The 18,602-nt window shown below is 41.8% G+C and carries 14 protein-coding genes, 1 pseudogene and 1 CRISPR repeat array (1 of these 16 running past the window's edge); of the genes and pseudogenes, 9 read left to right on the top strand and 6 right to left on the bottom strand.

The window, feature by feature from the left end:
- Nucleotides 1-166: direct repeats of the CRISPR family, unit length 29 nt (it extends 790 nt beyond the left edge of the window).
- A 54-nt stretch (nucleotides 167-220) separates the two neighbouring features.
- Nucleotides 221-355 (top strand): annotated as a pseudogene (locus tag QZR76_RS07570) (ORF6N domain-containing protein); the annotation flags it as partial.
- A 407-nt stretch (nucleotides 356-762) separates the two neighbouring features.
- Here the strand turns inward: QZR76_RS07570 and QZR76_RS07565 are convergent.
- Together QZR76_RS07565 and QZR76_RS07560 are read right to left on the bottom strand one after the other, a co-directional pair.
- Nucleotides 763-1,335, bottom strand: a complete 573-nt coding sequence (locus tag QZR76_RS07565) for a cyclophilin-like fold protein (protein WP_294141894.1) — start codon at nucleotides 1,333-1,335, stop codon at nucleotides 763-765.
- A gap of 25 nt (nucleotides 1,336-1,360) precedes the next feature.
- Complete coding sequence (locus QZR76_RS07560) at nucleotides 1,361-2,389, bottom strand: alpha/beta hydrolase (RefSeq protein WP_294141892.1); 1,029 nt, start codon at nucleotides 2,387-2,389, stop codon at nucleotides 1,361-1,363.
- Between the two features lie 199 nt (nucleotides 2,390-2,588).
- On the opposite strand from QZR76_RS07560, the gene QZR76_RS07555 reads away from it, so the two are divergent.
- The 7 genes from QZR76_RS07555 (at nucleotide 2,589) to QZR76_RS07525 (ending at nucleotide 13,958) form a co-directional block, all read left to right on the top strand.
- Nucleotides 2,589-3,731, top strand: a complete 1,143-nt coding sequence (locus QZR76_RS07555; RefSeq protein WP_294141890.1) for a FecR domain-containing protein — start codon at nucleotides 2,589-2,591, stop codon at nucleotides 3,729-3,731.
- 146 nt (nucleotides 3,732-3,877) lie between these two features.
- Complete coding sequence (locus QZR76_RS07550) at nucleotides 3,878-7,318, top strand: SusC/RagA family TonB-linked outer membrane protein (protein WP_294141888.1); 3,441 nt, start codon at nucleotides 3,878-3,880, stop codon at nucleotides 7,316-7,318.
- Nucleotides 7,319-7,329: 11 nt separating this feature from the next.
- Nucleotides 7,330-8,811 (top strand): RagB/SusD family nutrient uptake outer membrane protein, encoded by a 1,482-nt coding sequence (locus QZR76_RS07545; protein ID WP_294141886.1) that lies wholly within the window; start codon nucleotides 7,330-7,332, stop codon nucleotides 8,809-8,811.
- A gap of 17 nt (nucleotides 8,812-8,828) precedes the next feature.
- The gene (locus QZR76_RS07540) at nucleotides 8,829-9,536 is read left to right on the top strand and encodes a DUF4843 domain-containing protein (RefSeq protein WP_294141884.1); all 708 of its coding nucleotides are present in this window, start codon (nucleotides 8,829-8,831) and stop codon (nucleotides 9,534-9,536) included.
- Nucleotides 9,537-9,553: 17 nt separating this feature from the next.
- Nucleotides 9,554-11,131 carry a PKD-like family lipoprotein gene (locus QZR76_RS07535; RefSeq protein WP_294141882.1) on the top strand — a complete coding sequence of 526 codons (1,578 nt, stop codon included), beginning with the start codon at nucleotides 9,554-9,556 and terminating at the stop codon, nucleotides 11,129-11,131.
- Between the two features lie 474 nt (nucleotides 11,132-11,605).
- Nucleotides 11,606-12,892, top strand: coding sequence for a DNA (cytosine-5-)-methyltransferase (dcm, locus tag QZR76_RS07530; protein ID WP_294141881.1), 1,287 nt, complete (start codon nucleotides 11,606-11,608; stop codon nucleotides 12,890-12,892).
- 1 nt (nucleotide 12,893) lies between these two features.
- Nucleotides 12,894-13,958: a hypothetical protein gene (locus QZR76_RS07525; RefSeq protein WP_294141879.1), complete on the top strand. Its 1,065-nt coding sequence runs from the start codon at nucleotides 12,894-12,896 to the stop codon at nucleotides 13,956-13,958.
- Here the strand turns inward: QZR76_RS07525 and QZR76_RS07520 are convergent.
- The 4 genes from QZR76_RS07520 to QZR76_RS07505 are packed head-to-tail and all read right to left on the bottom strand — an operon-like array spanning nucleotide 13,944 to nucleotide 17,360.
- A complete protein-coding gene (locus QZR76_RS07520) occupies nucleotides 13,944-14,675 on the bottom strand; it encodes an ABC transporter ATP-binding protein (RefSeq protein ID WP_294141877.1) in 732 nt (243 codons plus the stop codon). The genes QZR76_RS07525 and QZR76_RS07520 overlap by 15 nt on opposite strands.
- A complete protein-coding gene (locus QZR76_RS07515; protein WP_294141875.1) occupies nucleotides 14,665-15,567 on the bottom strand; it encodes a glycine betaine ABC transporter substrate-binding protein in 903 nt (300 codons plus the stop codon). The genes QZR76_RS07520 and QZR76_RS07515 overlap by 11 nt, the downstream gene beginning before the upstream one ends.
- Nucleotides 15,568-15,573: 6 nt before the next feature.
- Entirely contained in the window at nucleotides 15,574-16,215 is a 642-nt protein-coding gene (locus tag QZR76_RS07510) for an ABC transporter permease (protein WP_294141874.1), read from the bottom strand.
- Between the two features lie 11 nt (nucleotides 16,216-16,226).
- The gene (locus tag QZR76_RS07505) at nucleotides 16,227-17,360 is read right to left on the bottom strand and encodes a hypothetical protein (protein ID WP_294141872.1); all 1,134 of its coding nucleotides are present in this window, start codon (nucleotides 17,358-17,360) and stop codon (nucleotides 16,227-16,229) included.
- Nucleotides 17,361-17,539: 179 nt separating this feature from the next.
- On the opposite strand from QZR76_RS07505, the gene QZR76_RS07500 reads away from it, so the two are divergent.
- Nucleotides 17,540-18,448, top strand: a complete 909-nt coding sequence (locus tag QZR76_RS07500; protein ID WP_294141871.1) for a DUF5996 family protein — start codon at nucleotides 17,540-17,542, stop codon at nucleotides 18,446-18,448.
- Nucleotides 18,449-18,602: the final 154 nt, after the last annotated feature.

The following is an 18,602-nucleotide window of genomic DNA, read 5'->3' as shown; positions in this document are numbered from 1 at the left end:
CTCTATTAATTGAACTATGGAAGAATTGAAATGAAAAGAATGATACATTAAAATGTATAAATTATCGTGACTATTAATTGAACTATGGAAGAATTGAAAAAAAATGGGACAATTGAAAGCCGTGATATTGAAAGGTCTATTAATTGAACTTAGAAGAATTGAAATGTTGCAGAGGATAGCAAATGCGCTTAACGTCGATCTTCTATTAATTGAACTATGTGACCAGAACGATATCAACGAAGATACCAAGATGCAATTGGAATTGATTAATCAGACGTTGGCGGAATTGCAGGTTAAAAGTAAAAAGATAGATTCTTCACAAAAGATCGGATTCAAATTGCCGGAGGATAAATAGTTTTATTGTTTTTGAAATTTAATATTGGATAATGTAAACTTCTAATTTGATCCCGAGGGACGGTTCTTGGGGGTTAAAAATAAACCCGGAGAACCGTCCCCGGGGATTATTAATTGAACTATAGAAGAATTGAAATCACATGGGAATACCGTTCGCCGCAAGGTTGCTCTCGCTATTAATTGAACTGTACTAAAGTAGAATTGAAATACTCGAAAACCGTAGTCAGCAGGACTAAGGGCAATAGCTATTAATTGAACTAAAGTAGAATTGAAATCAAGTAAACGTTTAGGTAACGGGATATCCATTGCATCTATTAATTGAATTAATGTCAATATTTTAAGAGGAGACAGGAGTTTTTCATGCTCCTGTCTCTTCTTATCGGAAAGTCAAAATTACGGTATGCCGTGCTACATCGGTTCGCTTTGGGATGCGGCTATTTCGAAGGTTATAGTCACGTTGCCTTTACCGAGTGCCGTTGCTAATTCTGTGGGTGAATCTATTTTTCCTATGCGAGTGTATCGATAAGAGGTTTGGAAGGTTTTGTAGAATACTACAAGACAATCGGAGCCATAGAGCATTAAATCGCCTTCACGGATCGTACCGGGAGAGATTGCAGAGGTCGGCAGGCTTTCCGGTAAATAGTAGTATTTTTCGTTACCGTTCATTTCGGACATTTCGATTGTCAACGGTAATCGTTTTTTGAAGGCTTTTGCTGTTGCATTATCCTCCAATGTGGCGGAGAAGGAGCTGTTACCGACTCTGATTGTTATTTTGTTCGTTTCAATCTCGTTATTATTTTCATCATCATCACTCTTTTCATTGTCGGGAACTTTCGGTTGAGTAGGTTGTTCTCCCGGTGGTGTCCATTTCTGTCCGTCCGGATTACAGGATGCGGCAGTTATGAAAAATGTCTGCAAAATCAATGCGAGGATAAATAAAGGTTTACTCCCGATAAAATATACATGTAATAACTTTTTCACTTTTTGTTTTTCTTCGTGATCGACTTTATTTCAGGCTTTTTTTGAAAAAAGATTCCAGCTTGTCGAACGGAATAAGGCTCGTACGATCGTATAGGTCCACGTGTCCCGCACCCGGAACAATATAAAGCTCTTTTGGTTCGGCTGCCCGTTTGTAGGCATCCTCGCTAAATTCACGCGAATGGGCATTTTCTCCGGTGATAAAAAGCATGGGACGCGGTGAGATGGTTTCTATATCGGCAAAAGGATAGAAATTCATAAATTTCACGTTGCTTGCGAGTGTCGGGTGTGTGGTCGTTAAAGGTGTTGCCCCTTTGGGGGTAACTTCCCCGCGCGACGTACGGTAGTATTCGTAAAATTCACGTTCTATCGGGGTAGACTGTTCTGTCAGTTCGTGCACGGTACCTCCGGTATATTTAACTTCTTGCCCTAAAAATTCGGCGTAACGCTGCTCTGCGGCTTCTGCTATGATTTGTTTCCGTTGTTCCAACGTCAGCGCCTGTTTCAGTCCATTGCGATTAGCCGCTCCCATATCGTACATACTTACCGTGGCGATGGCTTTCAGGCGGGGATCGATCTTTGCCGCGCTGATGGCAAAACTTCCGCTACCGCAAATTCCGATTACACCGATACGGTTCCGGTCAATAAACGGTTGCGTGCCGAGAAAATCGACGGCCGCACTGAAATCTTCCGCGTAGACTTCCGGTAAGACAGCATTACGCGGTGTTCCTTCACTTTCCCCCCAGAAGGATAGGTCGATGGACAACGTGACGAAACCACGCTCGGCCATCTTTGTGGCGTATAGGTTTGCGCTTTGCTCTTTAACGGCTCCCATCGGATGTCCGACAATGATCGCGGGGTATTTTTCTCCCTTTTTCATGTTTCCGGGCAGAAAAAGGTTTCCGGCCACTTTCATTTTGTACTGGTTGGAGAAGGATACTTTCCGGATGTCTACCGTATCGCTTTTGTAAAAGTTATTGGCGTCAGCCTGTGCGAAAGAAACGCTTGTACCGAAGGTCATAAACATGGCCGTTGTTAAAAATAATATTCGTTTCATATCTGCTTTATTTTGATGGTTAAAAAATTACGTATCATTTTTTTATATTCTTATCAATAAAATGCGTACAGCTCTTTGATAAAACAGATAAAAGATATGTGGTATTAAACTTTATTCTTTTTTATAAAAAAGTTGATAAATCTATTCAACCGTTTTGGGAATCTTCCTGTATTATAATCGAATATAAATATTAAAGATAATGAATAACGGGGATATAGATTTTAAGTTGTTGGATTATTTTCTGGGTGAATTGACGGAAGAAGAGCGGAGGGAAGTGGAAGCCTGGGCGGTTGCTAATGAAAAAAATCGACGTTATTTTCAACGGTTTCAGCGGATACACTTTCAAACACGCTGGGGAAATCGGGCTGAATTTATTCAGGGTAATTTTAAGGAGATCCAGAAACAGATAAGACGTCGATTATATATTCGTCGTTTATTCACCGTGGCGGCTATGTTTGTTTTATTGTTTGGGGTTGGTATCGGATATTGGCTGTTTGTGGGTACGGGAGACGAATTGAAGTCAGACAGACAAGCCGTATCTATTCATCCGGGGGAGACCAAAGCTTTATTGTATTTAGTATCGGGAGAGACGATTCCGTTGACGAAGATGACGCAAGAGTTGCGTAAGGACGGGGTTGTCATACAGGTGGACGAACAAGAAGGTATGTCTTATGATATCGTGACGGGGGATACGAATAAAATCATTCATCGGATTAAGGTTCCGCGGGGGGGAGAATATAAAATGACCCTTAGTGACGGGACAAAGGTTTGGTTGAATTCTGATTCCGAAATCAGTTATCCGGTACGGTTTACCGATGGAGAACGAATGGTTTCGTTAAGGGGAGAAGCTTATTTCGATGTGGCGAAAGATGAAAAGTGTCCCTTTATCGTGAATGTGGACCGAGTCGCCGTGAAGGTGTACGGTACAAAGTTTAATGTAAGTAACCAGAAGAAAGATATTGTCGAGACCGTCTTGGAAGAGGGGCGTGTCGGGGTTATTGTCAATGGCCGGGAAACGATGTTATTTCCGAACCAAAAGATAGTTTACGATGAAAAGCAACATTCCGTAACCGTTGAAAAGGTCGATGACATGGCCTCTTACGTGGCTTGGAAAGACGGGAACTTTGTGTTTAATAACGAGTCATTGGAGAATATTATGAATAAGTTGGCGTTATGGTATGACGTGGATGTTCTTTACGCCAATGATAAAGTTCGGAAGGTGCGTCTTTCCGGAGATATGGTTCGTTATAAAGATATCCAGAATTTACTCTATTTTTTCGAACAGATTTCCGATGTGAAGTTTGAAATTAAAGGAAAAACGATCGTTGTTAATTATAAATAAAGAGATGAAGATGGTGGCACATCTTCATCTCGTAGTAGTCAAAAAGAACAAGGCCAACTGATGGTTGGCGTCTGTTCTATTGTTGAACTTTCAAATACAAATTTATGAAATGTAGTTGGATTTTTGCTCTATGGGAGTTAAAAAGAATGAAAATTTTAAAAGTTATGAAGTTATTCTCGATTTTCATGTTTGCTTTTATGTGTTGCGCCTCGGCAAACACTTACTCGCAAAAGCAAATCGTATCCCTGAATTTGCATCGTGCTAACGTGAATGCTTTGTTTAAAGAGATTCGCAGACAGACAGAATTGCGTTTTGTTTATAACGAAGAGCATGTGGCAAAATTGGCTCGTTTTGATATTAAGGAGGATAAAATTACGGTAGAGGAGGTATTGGACCGGGTTTTTAAGAATACTTCCTTGCAGTATTTTTTCGAGGACAACGTGATCTATATCGTACCTCGAGTACGGGATGATGAGGTCAAAAAAGATTCGATCAGAACGGTTCAAGGTACGGTTCGGGATGTCAATGGCATTGCTTTACCGGGAGTAACCGTGATAATAAAAGGAACGACCCTTGGTGTGGCCACGAATAAAAACGGTTTCTTTAAGCTTGCCATTCCCCGGGATACGGCCACGCTTGTGTTTACTTTCGTGGGGATGGAAACTCAATACGTGAAGATTGAAAAGTTGAAAACGGGCGAGGTTCAGAAGGATTTGAAGATCGTAATGAAGGAAGATGAGGTGTTGTTGGAGGATGTTGTCGTAACGGGATACGCTTATATCAAAAAATCGAATTTTACGGGTTCCGCGACACAAGTAAAGCGGGAAGATATTCTTAAGGTGGCCACGGGAAATATTATCGATGCATTACAGGTTTTCGATCCCTCTTTACGTATTATGAAGAATAATTTGATGGGAGCCGATCCTAATACGTTGCCTGAATTTTACGTGCGGGGGCGTTCCGGAATAAATAGTGTAAAAGAGTTGGATGCCTTACAAGCAGAGGATGTGTCCCAATTCGCTTTAACGAATAATCCGAACACGCCTATTTTTATTTTGGATGGGTTTGAGGTGAGTGTCGAAAAGATATATGATTTCGACCTTAACCGAATCAAGGATATTACGATATTGAAGGATGCTGCCGCCACGGCTATATACGGTTCCCGGGCGTCTAACGGGGTTATTGTTATCGAAACGCTTGCGCCGAAACCCGGACAGTTGATGGTTAGTTATAGTGGAAATTTTGCAATAACAACACCGGATCTGTCGAGTTATCATATGATGAATTCCAGAGAGAAATTAGAGGCCGAAGTTGCATCGGATTTGTTTGTTCCTTATCAGTATTTGGCATCCGATCAATTTACTCCGATCTCTTATGATCAGGAACTTCAATCTTTGACCTGGGAGTATTTGCAAAAGAAAAATAACATATTGATCGGTGTTGATAATTATTGGCTTTCGAAACCTTTATCGACGATGTTCAATCATAAGCACAGTATCTATGTGGAGGGTGGAACGGAGGATATTCGTTTTGGCATAGAATTGCGTTATGACGATCAAAACGGTGTAATGAAAAAGTCCTATCGAAACCGGATGGGAGTGGGAATGACTCTGGATTATCGTTATCGCGGTTTACAAGTCCGAAATCAGATATCATACGATGCTGTAAATGCTAAAAATTCGCCTTATGGTTCTTTTAGCGAATACACGAGAAAGCAACCTTATGCCTTATGGTGCGATCCGGAAACGGGAGAGTATCTGAAAACGATAAATTCTATTGCAAACACGGAAAATAATCCGTTGTATGAGGCACAATTGGGGAATATCAGCAAGGACGGATACAAGGAGATTATGGATAATTTATCATTAATATGGTACGCGGGAGACTATTTATTGATTAAAGGACAATTTGCTTTCAGCTATAAGGATGCCGATACCAAGAGATTTATAGATCCGCGGTCCAATACTTTTTCTCAAGAAAACGACTTGTTTGCAAAGGGAGAGTTAACCTTGAGCGAAACGACGACTACCAATTGGAACGTGAATGTATTTGCCGCTTACAACAGAACATTGGGAAAGCACAATGTGAATTTTTCGATTGGAATAAACGCAGTTTCAACGAATTACAAGTACATGTATTCTCAATACCGGGGATTCCCGGATGCCGAACGCCACTCTCCGGCATATGCTTATGAGATTAAAACGAAGCCCTCTTTTACGGATAATAAAACCCGGTTATTCGGTTCTTTTTTAATGCTTAATTATAGTTTCAATAATATATACCTGTTTGATCTTTCGGCCCGTTTCGATGGCTCTTCAGAGTTCGGTTCGGATCGAAAATGGTCTTCTTTCTGGTCTGTCGGGGTGGGACTTAATTTACATAATTATGATTTTGTCAAGAAAGCAAACGTTATCGATTTGTTGAAAATTACGGGAAACGTGGGAGAGACAGGAAAGACGGAGTTTAGTCCTTATGTGGCCAGAAATACATTCAAAATGCAGTTGGATGATTGGTATCCTACGGGAATCGGGGCAAATTTGATTTATATGGGGAACGAGAATTTGACCTGGGAAAGGCAACGAACCTGGAATTTGCGTGGAGAATTAGCCATGTTTAAGAATTTATTCACGTTGAAGGCTGATTACTATTATAAGAAAACGATGGATTTGATCACGGAGGTATCATTACCTTCTTCTTCCGGTTTTTCAAAATACACGGATAATATCGGTCAGATTCTGAACAAGGGATTCGAATTGGATTTGAATGTCCGGGCGTATACTTCCAAAGATTTGGATATTATGGTTTTTGGAAATTTAGCTCATAATAAAAACGAGATACTGAAAATTTCCGAGTCCTTGAAGCAGTATAACGAACGGATTGATGAGTATTACGGAGGGTATTATAATACCTCCAGTACGAATTTGAATGATATTCTTTTTTATGCGAAGCAGAATGCCGAATATTCCAAACCGTTTATGAAGTACGAGGAAGGAAGTTCGTTGACGGCTATTTATGGTATGAAGTCGTTAGGGATCAATCCTGCCAACGGTAGAGAGATATACGTGAAGCGAGACGGAACGATTACTTATGACTGGTCATCGGCGGAACAACAAAAAATCGGAGATACGGAACCGTGGGCGCAAGGGTCTTTTGGCCTTAACGTACGCTATAAAGGTTTCACCTTGTACACGACCTTCCTTTACGAATGGGGCGGAGACGCGTATAACCAAACGTTGGTGGATAACGTGGAAAACGTGAATCTTAGGTTGTATAATGCCGACGAGCGGGTGTTGACGGAAAGATGGCAGATTCCGGGAGACCGAACACCGTTGAAAGCAATACAAGATCGTTACCGGGTGACACAACCGACCTCCCGGTTTGTACAAAAAAACAGTTTCGTAACTTTTAACTCTCTTTCGTTAGGTTATGACTTCGATTCTGAATTTGTTAGGAAAATAAGGATGAGTACGTTAAGGTTGCAGTTCAATATGAAGGATATTGCAACGAAGTCTACGATAAAGCGGGAGATGGGGCTAAATTACCCGTTTGCCAGAACCTTTACTTTAACATTAAACGCCAGTTTCTAATATTGAATGTTATGAGAAAAATATGGATAATGATATTGTTACCGATCAGTCTGTTGGTGGCATGCGATGATTTCTTGGATGTTTCTTCCGATGATGAGATATTGCAGAAAGAAATTTTTAGTGATGGAAGTGGTGTCCGGCTTGCCGTGAACGGGGTTTATAAGGCACTTTCATCGAATAGTTTGTACGGTAAAAATTTAACCTGGGGATTCATTAGTGTTTTGGGGCATAATTATGCCGACGAATCGCTTCCTTTCGGCTGGGAAGATTACGCTAAGTATGAATGGAAAAGTAGTTCTTGTAAGACGGTTGCGGAGGAGATCTGGACAACGGGCTATAATGTGATTGCCAGTTGTAATAATATTATTCAAGAGATAGAGAAGAAAGATTCCTCTTTCTTTGAATATGGTGCGATGGAAAAAGATATGATCCTGGGAGAGATGTACGGACTTCGCGCATTTGTACATTTTGATATATACCGTCTTTTCGTGCCTGCTCCCGCGACAAATTATACGGGAAATGCGATCCCTTACGTGACGGTTTATCCGGATCATCAGCCGAAACACTTGGATGCGAAAAAAGTCATGGAGTTAATCGTTACGGATATGACAACAGCTAAAAAGTTGTTAGCCAAAGTCGATACTGTATTTTGCCGTAGTTGGAACCGGAGTTCAACCAGTCGGTTAAAATTGACCATATTAGGTTCCGGTCCTGACAATTTTGTGGGATTTCGGGGGCATCGCATGAACTATTTTGCGGCAGCGGCACTTTTGGCAAGGATGTATTTATATGCGGGAGATTACCAACAAGCTTACGCGAATGCTTTGGAGGCTTATCAATTTCATGAACACGGATGGTTCGCGTGGACACCTGAGGATAACCAGGGTAATGCCCCGAACCTGATCGACATGCACGTGAAAAGGTACGAGGAGTTGTATATGGCATTTTTTAATAACGATAATTATGATAATTGGGAGAATGCCATTGGTACAAGTTATCAATGGCTTTTGATGAAGAATATCGATAAACTTTTTGGAGAGGACTTGGATGATTTCCGTTATAAAGGATTTTATAACAGACATAACGACGGGAGGTATTTGACCTGGCAAAGGCCGACGGTTACCTCGAGCGGTAGTATCGTAAGGTCGGATATAGAGGGTCCCCTTTTACCTATTATTCGTTTTTCCGAGATGTATCATATTTTGATCGAGTGTCTGATAGAGCAGGGTAAGGTTTCTGATGCGGCTGAGTTATTGAACACATTACGGACCAAGCGCGGAGTTAAGTTTAACCAAATACCGTTGACCATTTCGGCAGGAGATTTGAAAGAAAAACTGGTGAATGATGTCGTGCGGGAGAATTTAACGGAGGGGCGTACGTTTTTCTTCTTTAAACGTTTGAATAGGGGTATTTATAACGGGGATACGAATATAGAGTTGACGGCTTCTCAATGGACAATACCCTTACCGGATAGTGAAACATCATACCAATAACGATAAAATTGTAATTTATGAAACGGAAATATATTTATTATATATGGTTTTGTCTTCTCGGAATAATGGTAATGTCCTGTTCCGAAGACGATATAGCGTTGTATGACGATTTGGACTATATCCAGTTCTCAAAATATTTTGCGGACTCTTCTACCTGCTCTTTTATGGCTTATCCGACAAAAGAATCATTGGAATATCCTGTTGTGGTGGAAATTGTAGGGATGCCGGAGACCCGGGATCGGGAGTATAAGATTTCGGTCGTGAAGGAGTATACGACGGCGGTGCCGGAAACTTACACGTTACCGGACAAATTCATCCTGAGAGCGGGACAGGTTATCGATACTTGCTGGATAACGGTGCATAAGACGAAGGCTATCGGGCAAGTTGCCGAACGTTTAACGATACGTTTGGAAGAGACGTCGGATTTCAAACTGGGACAATCCGATTGCCGGGAAGCGATTATTTATATTTCGGATGTGCTCATTCGTCCGGACTGGTGGCTCGATACTCAAATCGAGTGGGTATACTTGGGTTCTTATTCGGATAAGAAGTATCGGTTGATGATGGAATTAACGGGAATTGTCGATTTGGATCCGGGTAACGTGGACCAGTTACGAAGTGTAGCTATTCTTATGCGGAATTATTTGGAGAAAGAGAAAGAAGCGGGAAGGAAAGTAACCGAGGAGGATGGAACAGAAATGACAGTTGCGTATATAGGTGGATAATTATAACGAATACGATTATGAAAAGATATATTGGAATAATTTCTTTGTGGGCGTGCCTGTTTTTTATGTGTGCCTGCTATGAGGATAAAGGACATTACGATATTGTTGATTACAACGAGATAACGAGCTTGAATATTAATAATACCTTATCGAAGACTTCCGTCGTACTTGGAGATACTGTTTATATATTTCCCGAATTGAAATGGAAATATACGGATCGGGATACGACGCAGAATGCTTTTGAATACCGTTGGGAATACGAGGGGAGTGTCGTATCGACGGAACGAAATCTTAAGTTTGTTCCGGGAAAATTTGGGACGACGACGGTTTATCTGTTTGTTACGGAAAAAGAGACAGGAGTTGTTTCAAGGCTTGTAACAAGCATTGTGACATCTTCTGCTTATAAAACGGGTTATTTGATTTTGTCTGCCAAAAACGAGAAGACGAGTCTGACCTTTATTCGAAGAGATCAATACACCGAAGACGGAAAGACTAAATACGAGTATGTCGTTTATGAGGATCTTTACGCGAAAGCGTTTCCGGGGGACGAACTGGGGACGGGACCGCTTGACGTGAGTATATTACCGACAGAATGGGCTGCCGCGGATGTTGTTTTGACGCAGCAGAATGGTGGTTGCTGGTATTTGAATGGGAATGATTTTTCTAAAAGATTTGAGATCTCGGCCAATTTTATAGGCGGAGAATATCCGGAGGAAGGTTTTGAACCGGTAGCTACCAGATATGCCGGATTTTGTGATTTCGTGTTGGGTCGTAATGGAGACGTGTATTCCAAACAAAAGCAGAATGCTTATATGACTCCTTATAATTATCTGTTTGCTTCCGCTCCGCTTTGTACAGGTATCTCCCAAGTATTTGATGTAAAGGTTTGTGAAATGACAAGTAATACTGATTTCGGCTATATGTACGATGGAAAAAATCATCGATTTCTGGCTTGCATGGCCGGAACTTCAATGTATGCTAATTCGCTTACCGGACGTATTTTCCCGATTACGAATAATTTTGACCCGGCTACTTTCGTAGATATAAATGATATGAGAGGATATAAGTTAATCTATTGCGGACAGTTTAACGGGCCTAATTTTATGAATATTTTGAAAAACGAGGCTACCGGCGAATATTTGTATCAAACCTATGGCCTCCAGAATATGTTTTCCAGTTTGACCCTTATTGACGCAAAGCAGGAAGTTTTTGCCGGGAGCCAGTACATTACGGATAATACCATCTTTTTAAGATCGAGGACGCTTCCTTATTTGTATTTTGGGGAAGGAACGAAATTGTATTTTTATGATTCCAGTACCAAAAAAACCAAACTTTACGCGGACTTTAGCCTTGATCCGGATTTCAAAGGCGGACAAATTTCCTCTATAGGACAATCTCCCGGTTGTGAAGAGATCGGTGTCGGATTTGACAATGGAGATTTGTATATCTGTGATGCTAAAACAACCGCAATATTAGCCGCCGATGATCCATCGAAAGAGGGTATATTGGAGAAAGTTTCTAATTTAGGAAGAATCGTTCAAGTCGGTTGGAAATGGGGAGGATATGTCGCGTATTGGTTTGATCGTGATATGTAAATCTTTTTACTAAGTAGTGTTGGAATCGTTCCGGGATGTTGTATCGTTTCCGGAACGATTTTTTGGTTATAAAAAATAATGATTGTAATGTGCTTCGGGTGGTCGATGGATTTTATTTATGGGCAGATGAACGAGAAAGAGTTGAAATCTATCCGGGATGTCTCTCGATATTCTTTCAGATAATTGTTCGTTGTATTATGTGGAATGGAATTGAAAATTATTTTACTATTTTTGTCGTGATTGTATCGAATGAAATTGAAATAAGTGATATTATTTCTATTTCAAAATATGAAGTATTTTTAATTGTACCAATAAGATTTGAAATAAGATACTCGATCGTTCCACCGTGGGGGTATCTTTCTTATTTGTTGCACTACCGAATACTTGAAATATAGTTTTGAAACAGATCGAAATTTGTTCTATCGATGTGTTGTATTAAGTGAAGTAAAAACATAATATATAGGGGAATCAGATATGGGAGTCTCTTCTGTGGATGCAGGAAATGAAGGTAAAAAGATTCGTGTCCTTTCGTTATTTTCCGGATGCGGAGGTATGGATTTAGGATGGGAAGGCGGATTTTCGGTTCACAAGGATAGTTTGTGTGAAGCGAGAAATCCTGATTTTGTGGCGAGTAGGGGGAAAGGAAATTTTGTGAAATTGAAACCAACCCGTTTCGAATTGGTTTTTGCCAATGATATTTTGAGGGAGGCGAGGACTGCCTGGGTGTATTATTTTAAAAAGTACGGCTATTCGCAGGAAATTTACAGGAACGAGAGTATTGTGGATTTAGTGAAACGCCACCGGGCGGGTGAGCAAGTTTTTCCGGAGAATGTGGATGTGGTGACAGGCGGATTTCCTTGTCAGGATTTTAGCGTAGCCGGAAAGCGAAAAGGATTTAATTCCCGTAAAGACCATAACGGACGCATCATTGAAGGGGAGATGGCCACGGAAGAAACCCGGGGGAAGTTATACATGTGGATGAAAGAGGTCATCTCGATAACCAAGCCTAAGATATTTATTGCCGAGAATGTAAAAGGGTTAGTCAATCTCTCGAATGTGAAAGAGATTATCCAACACGATTTTTCCATGGCTGACGAGCACGGGTATATCGTGCTGGAACCTCAGGTATTGCATGCTGCCGATTACGGCGTGCCGCAATCCCGGGAACGGGTGATTTTTATCGGCATTCGAAAGTCGGCCTTAAAAGAGGAAGCTTTGCAGGCATTAATACAAAAAACAGTTCCGGATAATTATAATCCTTACCCGAAGGTGAGTCATGCCTTTCACGACGAGAGGAATAAAGAGCTGGCTAAACCACAGACCTTGGCCAAGGTATTTGCCGGTCTGAAAGAGCCGGAGGAGAGCCACGATCCTTCTCAGATGTATTATTCCCGGGCGAAATTTATGGGAACGCATTGTCAGGGACAGACCGAAGTGGATATTCAAGGCATTGGTCCGACAATCCGGGCCGAGCATCACGGTAACATAGAATACCGCCGTTTATCGAAAGAGCATGGCGGGCAAATGGATAGAGAGTTAAAACGGGGATTGAAAGAGAGACGTTTGACACCGAGGGAGTGTGCTTTGATTCAGACCTTTCCGCCTGATTACGAGTTCGTGATACCCAAGGAGGGGAAAGCCCGTCAATTCGTCTTGAGTCCTTCTGCGGCTTATAAGATTATCGGGAATGCGGTACCTCCTTTACTTGCTTATCATATTGCCCGGCGTATAGAATCATTGTGGAATCTTTATTTCGAATAGTATGAAATCTTTGTGGTGTCAGGAGCCGGATATAAAAGCTTTTGAGCTTTTGATCGAGCGGGTACTTCGGGTGTTACGGACCGAAGCAAGGGAGCAACCTGAACATTACAAGAAACTTTTGGGTAACCGTTTGGAGGGGAAGGTTGTAGATGTCCTTCGCGAATGTGCCGTTGGTACCCCGTTTGAAAATGATATAGAGTTGGTTTCGGGACAACGTTTTCCCGATATCGTGATACAAGGATATTTCGGTATAGAGGTCAAGACGACTCAGGCGAATCACTGGAAATCGACAGGAAGTAGTGTAGCCGAGGGAACCCGGGTGGGGGGAGTGGAACGGATATACATGTTGTTCGGCAAGATGTGCGAACCGATAGAATTTAAATGCCGGCTATATGAAGAGTGTCTGCCGGAAGTGGTTGTCACTCACTCGCCCCGGTACGCGATCGATATGAATTTGCTTTCGGGAGAGACGATATTCGATAAGATGGGGATTTCTTACGATGAATTGCGTCAGCAAACGACACCTATCCGAACCATTTTGAGTTACTATCGCTCTAAATTGAAACCGGGGGAAGAGTTGTGGTGGTTGGATACGGAATCAGCCCCTTCTGCGACGGGAATGGTGATCCGGTTATGGAATAATCTGACACCGGAAGAACGGAATGTTTATATGATAAAAGGATTTTGTTTTTTCCCGGAATTATTGAGTAAGCATAAGGATAAGTTTAATCGTTTTGCCGTGTGGTTATCTACCCGGGAGGCTATTGTATGTCCCAATGTTCGGGATATTTTTTCGGCAGGAGGGCAGGAGAGCATTGTCTATCGGTCGGTTCGTTACGAGGGAATACCGAAGTCCGTCTATCGTTTGTGTGAGAATTTACTTTTGATAAAACAGCTTATCCTGTCGGCGGATGAGACGGAATTGAGTGATTTCTGGGGGAGAGATGTGAAGGGGAAAGACAGGTTTACTGTCTGGGCAGACCGGGTAACGGGGTATATAGGGAAACAGTTGGAGAACGGTTTCCCTATGCGAGAGTTATTGTGTGAAGTTTTATCCTCCGATTAATTCCTTTACAAAAGGAGTAGCGGGTGTTTTTTCTATCTCTTCCGGTGTTCCGTCCTGTTCGATCTTTCCTTTGTTCATTACCAATACGCGTGTTCCTAATTTCAGGGCTTCTTTGATATCGTGGGTCACGAAAACGATAGTTACTCCCAGTTCTTTGTGAATACGGATAATTTCGTTCTGCAACATTTTACGCGTGATTTCGTCTACGGCCCCGAAAGGTTCATCCATGAGTAAGATATTCGGGTTGGCGGCCAAGGCCCGGGCTATGCCTACTCGTTGACGCTGACCTCCGGAGAGTTCGGCAGGGTGACGATCGAGCATCTCCTGCTCCAAACCCACGACCCGGATGAGTCGTTCTACTGCTCTCTTGGTTTTTTCTTTATCTCTGTGGTTCAGTAGGCTGGGTACATAGGCAATGTTTTTACGAATAGTCATGTGAGGGAAGAGCCCGATCCCCTGAATTACGTAGCCGATATTTCTACGAAGCAGGGTCTGGTCCTCTTTTATGATATCTTTTCCGTTTACATAGACCGACCCGTAAGTTGGGGCCAACAGGCCGTTGATGAGCTTTAATACGGTTGTCTTTCCGGAACCGGAGGTGCCGATAATGGTCAGGAATTCGCCTTTTTTGATTTCCAGGTTAAAGTCTGCCAGCACCTGGTGTTCCCCGTAGGTTTTCGAGACGTGCTCAAACCGGATGACTGTTTCATTTTCCATGGCTTTTATCTTTTTTGATTAATCCTTTGCTTTGTAGAAAATTAGCGGCAACATCCCGTTCCGAGTTTCCGGCGATTTCAACTTGGTAATTCAGATCTGCCATCTCCTGGTCGGTTAGTATACCGTCCATCAACATCAATATTTTCTTTAATTCCGGGTGTTCTTTTAGTGTCTCTTCCCGGACAACCGTGGCACAATAGTAGGTGGGGAAAAAATTTTTGTCGTCTTTTAGCACCGTAAGATTGGCACCGCTTAACTGTCCGTCGGTTGTGAATATGTTCATCACGTCGATTTTATTCGACTTAATCGCCTCGTATTTTAAACCGATGTCCATGTCCATGGTCTTTTTAAATTTCAGGTCGTAGAACTTACACAGGGCATCGTATCCGTCGTGAATTTCAAAGAAATCGTATTCCGCCCCGAAAACGAATTGACCGGGATACCGGGTTAGGTCGGAATAAGTTTTCAGATCGTATTTTTGAGCGTTATCGTTGCTTACGGCTAAACTGTAGGCGTTATTAAAACCGTATCGGCCGATCCAGCGGAGATGATATTTATCGAGGTACTCTTTTTGCAGGGCCGAGTACAACTCGTCCGGAGGAAGCAAAGAGTCTTTTTTCAGGATAACCAACCATCCGGTTCCCGTGTATTCGGGATACAGGTCGAAATCTCCCTTCACGATGGCGGGATGGATATTGCTGGTACCTCCTCCGATCCCCTTTGTGATTTTCACGTGCAGATCGGAATTTTCTTCTATGAGCAATCCTAACATTTCACCGAGGATGAATTGTTCCGTCATGGGTTTGGTGGCGATATGGATCGTATTATTGGACGTATTACAGCTATAAAGCAATATAAAGCTTAGGGCTATGGATATAAATGAATTTTTCATGGTCGATCAAATTAGTTTACGTTTTCTTTTGATGTATTTTTCGTAGCGTCCTACTCCCCAGTCCGCTAATAAGGCCAAAACGGCAATCAACAAACTGCCTGCTACGGTCATGGCCGAGTTATTGGTAGTTATTCCCCGGTAGATGGCTACTCCCAGTCCTCCGGCTCCGATAAAGGCTGCGATTCCGGCCAGGGCGATGGTCATGACGACCATATTGCGAATACCTGAGAGAATAATGGGAAAGGCGAGAGGAAGTTCTATCTTGTATAAAATTTGAAAGGGAGTACTTCCCATTCCTTTGGCTGCTTCGGTGATCTCTTTGTCGATTCCGATGATTCCCGTGTAGGTATTGCGTACCATGGGGAGTAGGGCATAGACGGTCAGGGCAACGATAGCCGTTGTATCGCCTATCCCCGAAAAAGGAATTAAAAAACCGAAAAGGGCAATGGAGGGAATAGTATAGATAAAATTGGTAATTCCCAAAACGGTAGAAGAGCTCCGTTTACATTGACTGATAAAAATTCCTAGTCCCAATCCTATGATAGTGGCCAACACGATCGAGATAACAGAGATTTCGATGTGTTGTAGGGTCAGGTCTAAAAAGAAATGCCATCGACCGACATAAAGATGATATAATTCTTTGATCATATGTTGTTTGATTAAAAATAGTATCCGATATTCATATTAAAACGAGCGTGCCATGATTCGCTTGCTCCTCCGGGACCAAAGCCGTTCCAATCGGGCCCTAACCAAGCGTGGTTTTTACCCAAGGCATAGTCTACATACAACCATACCGGTCCGGCTACGACCAAGAATCCGGTCACGTTCTGGTAACTGTTTTTCAGCAGTTTGTCCCATTTTTGCAGGCAACCGAAATCGTTATACACTTGTATTTTTTCAATTAACTTCGAATCGATATCAAAAGTATACCCGGCACCGATTGTGTAGATATTAGCCTTAGCGGCTACAAGGTAGGGGGCTCCGTAGGCCGTCATGGTAATGACATCTCTGGTTTCTCCTTCTTTGTTTTTGGGATACATGGCATAAGTCGTCAACTGCGTTTTCAGGCTCAATTTTTTCCAGTATAGCTCGTAATGCAGAGCCAGAGCGTAGTGAGTTCCGTTATTGCGGGTGTCTAAATTATAGAGTTGTCCGAATTCGGCGGATCCCCCGAATTTATTTAAAGTATGGGTTCCCCATTTATAAAAAGCTTGCAGGTTGAATTGGTTGATCTCTTTATTGCGCCCTGCCACGTCGTAGCCGTATCGATCGTCCGTCACTTCCGAATCCGAGCCGAACAAGAGTTCATCGGCATTTTTGAAGAAGGCAATGGCATAGTCCCATTTTTCTCCTTTATGAACGAATTTGATTCCCATGTCCGAATCGTCCTCCAGACCCACGTAATAGGTGATTTGTAGGAAAAAATTGTGGGAACCGATGGGTTGGATCCCGAACGGAACCCCGGTTAAACCGACTTGCAGCTGGTTTTCCGGATTAAATTGATAACCGATCCAACCGTATTTTAGCATTGGTCCGCCGTAATCTTTGCTATAAAAACGATAATCTGCGTCTAACAGGATATTTTTATAGGATCCGGCGAGCGTGAATCTCAATACGTCAAAACCGAAATCTCCGCCTCTATCCCGGTGTCCTTTATTCCAGTCCGAGAAATTGTAGTTAAAACGCAATGCACCTCCTAATTTGAATTTCGGTTTCTCTTTTTCTGTTGCATGCAGGGATAAGGTTACCAGCAACATACAACTTATGAAATAGAAATATTTGTTTTTCATCATATAATATTGTTAATTGTTCTTGGAGAATTTAACGATATCGAGGGGGTTTTGTTACCCTTTTTTAAAATTAAATAAAGGAAAAAATGGGTAACACTCTTATTTTATTTTACCTCCTGTTAAAACTATTTTTTATTGTTATCGTTTAATCAGTCATATATAAATATTTTAGATGAGATATTATGGATAAGAAATTTTTGAATTATACAGAGTGGCAGGATACGGCTGATCTGGTTCATCTTTTACTGCAAATGGTGGGGAAGGTGAAATTGGAGCGTTGTCATAAACGTCCGGAATGGGCACACGTGCGTCTTTATATGAATATAGACGGATTATCTTCCGGAATTATTCCTTGTAGTACTTCTTCTTTTGAAATTTTTGTCAATCTGAGGAAACATCAAATCGAAATGCATAATGAAGAAGGAAAGAGTCGTACTATACCTTTGGAAGACGGTACGTCGATAGCTATATATTATCACCAGTTTATGAATGCTCTCGAACAAATTGGTGCGGCCACCGAGATTAATGTAAAACCGCAGGAGTTTTACGATCCGATACCTTTCGATCAGGATAAAAAGCATCATCACTATGATAAAGCTGCCGTTGAATTATGGCTTCAAAACTTACTTTTTGCTTACGGGGCGATGAGACAATTTCTTTCCGGTTTCCGGGGAAAAGTGGATGGTCCTGCCTATTATTTCGGAACGATGGATTTAACTTGCATCGTGTATAGCGGGGAGTCGGCTCCTTTCGGTATGAACAAGGCGATTTCGGATCATGCTTTTGACGAGCGTTATTTCGAGTGTGGGTTTTGGCCGGGAGATGTGAATTACGGAAAACCCGCTTTTTACGGTTTGCCTTATCCTTTTATTGAAGATATTCAGGGACATGGTGATATGCTTCATCCGGACAAAGCTTTCTTCCTTCCGGCTAAGAAGGAGTTCTTTTTAAACCTAGAGGATGCCTTTTCGTATAGTGATCCGGCGAATGCCGTCGTACAGTTTTGTAATTCCGGATTGACTATTTTTAATAAGTTGTCACCTTGGAAAAATTACGATTGGATAACCACTCCATTAAGTTATTCGAAATAGGTAAGGAAAATCCTTTTTTGTATATTGATTGATAAGACTTTATACGTTGTTTTATAACGATAAAGTCTTATTTTTATGTATATAATTCTTTTGAATTTTATTTGGTTTTGCAATGGCTTGGGTTTGTTTTATAATTTATCTATCTTTAAGGCTA

It is taken from the genome of uncultured Sanguibacteroides sp. (assembly GCF_900543425.1).
Lineage (GTDB): Bacteria > Bacteroidota > Bacteroidia > Bacteroidales > Marinifilaceae > Gabonibacter.
Note: the sequence above shows the minus strand (reverse complement) of the source record. Positions and strands in the feature narration are given on the sequence as shown.

Bases quoted from the DNA above. Each gene is read 5' to 3' on its own strand.
- QZR76_RS07540 (WP_294141884.1), top strand. From the start codon at position 8,829: ATGAAACGGAAATATATTTATTATATATGGTTTTGTCTTCTCGGAATA.
- QZR76_RS07500 (WP_294141871.1), top strand. From the start codon at position 17,540: ATGGATAAGAAATTTTTGAATTATACAGAGTGGCAGGATACGGCTGAT.
- QZR76_RS07505 (WP_294141872.1), bottom strand. From the start codon at position 17,360: ATGATGAAAAACAAATATTTCTATTTCATAAGTTGTATGTTGCTGGTA.
- QZR76_RS07550 (WP_294141888.1), top strand. From the start codon at position 3,878: ATGAAAATTTTAAAAGTTATGAAGTTATTCTCGATTTTCATGTTTGCT.
- QZR76_RS07520 (WP_294141877.1), bottom strand. From the start codon at position 14,675: ATGGAAAATGAAACAGTCATCCGGTTTGAGCACGTCTCGAAAACCTAC.
- QZR76_RS07515 (WP_294141875.1), bottom strand. From the start codon at position 15,567: ATGAAAAATTCATTTATATCCATAGCCCTAAGCTTTATATTGCTTTAT.
- QZR76_RS07510 (WP_294141874.1), bottom strand. From the start codon at position 16,215: ATGATCAAAGAATTATATCATCTTTATGTCGGTCGATGGCATTTCTTT.
- QZR76_RS07535 (WP_294141882.1), top strand. From the start codon at position 9,554: ATGAAAAGATATATTGGAATAATTTCTTTGTGGGCGTGCCTGTTTTTT.
- QZR76_RS07525 (WP_294141879.1), top strand. From the start codon at position 12,894: ATGAAATCTTTGTGGTGTCAGGAGCCGGATATAAAAGCTTTTGAGCTT.
- dcm (WP_294141881.1), top strand. From the start codon at position 11,606: ATGGGAGTCTCTTCTGTGGATGCAGGAAATGAAGGTAAAAAGATTCGT.
- QZR76_RS07545 (WP_294141886.1), top strand. From the start codon at position 7,330: ATGAGAAAAATATGGATAATGATATTGTTACCGATCAGTCTGTTGGTG.
- QZR76_RS07555 (WP_294141890.1), top strand. From the start codon at position 2,589: ATGAATAACGGGGATATAGATTTTAAGTTGTTGGATTATTTTCTGGGT.
- QZR76_RS07560 (WP_294141892.1), bottom strand. From the start codon at position 2,389: ATGAAACGAATATTATTTTTAACAACGGCCATGTTTATGACCTTCGGT.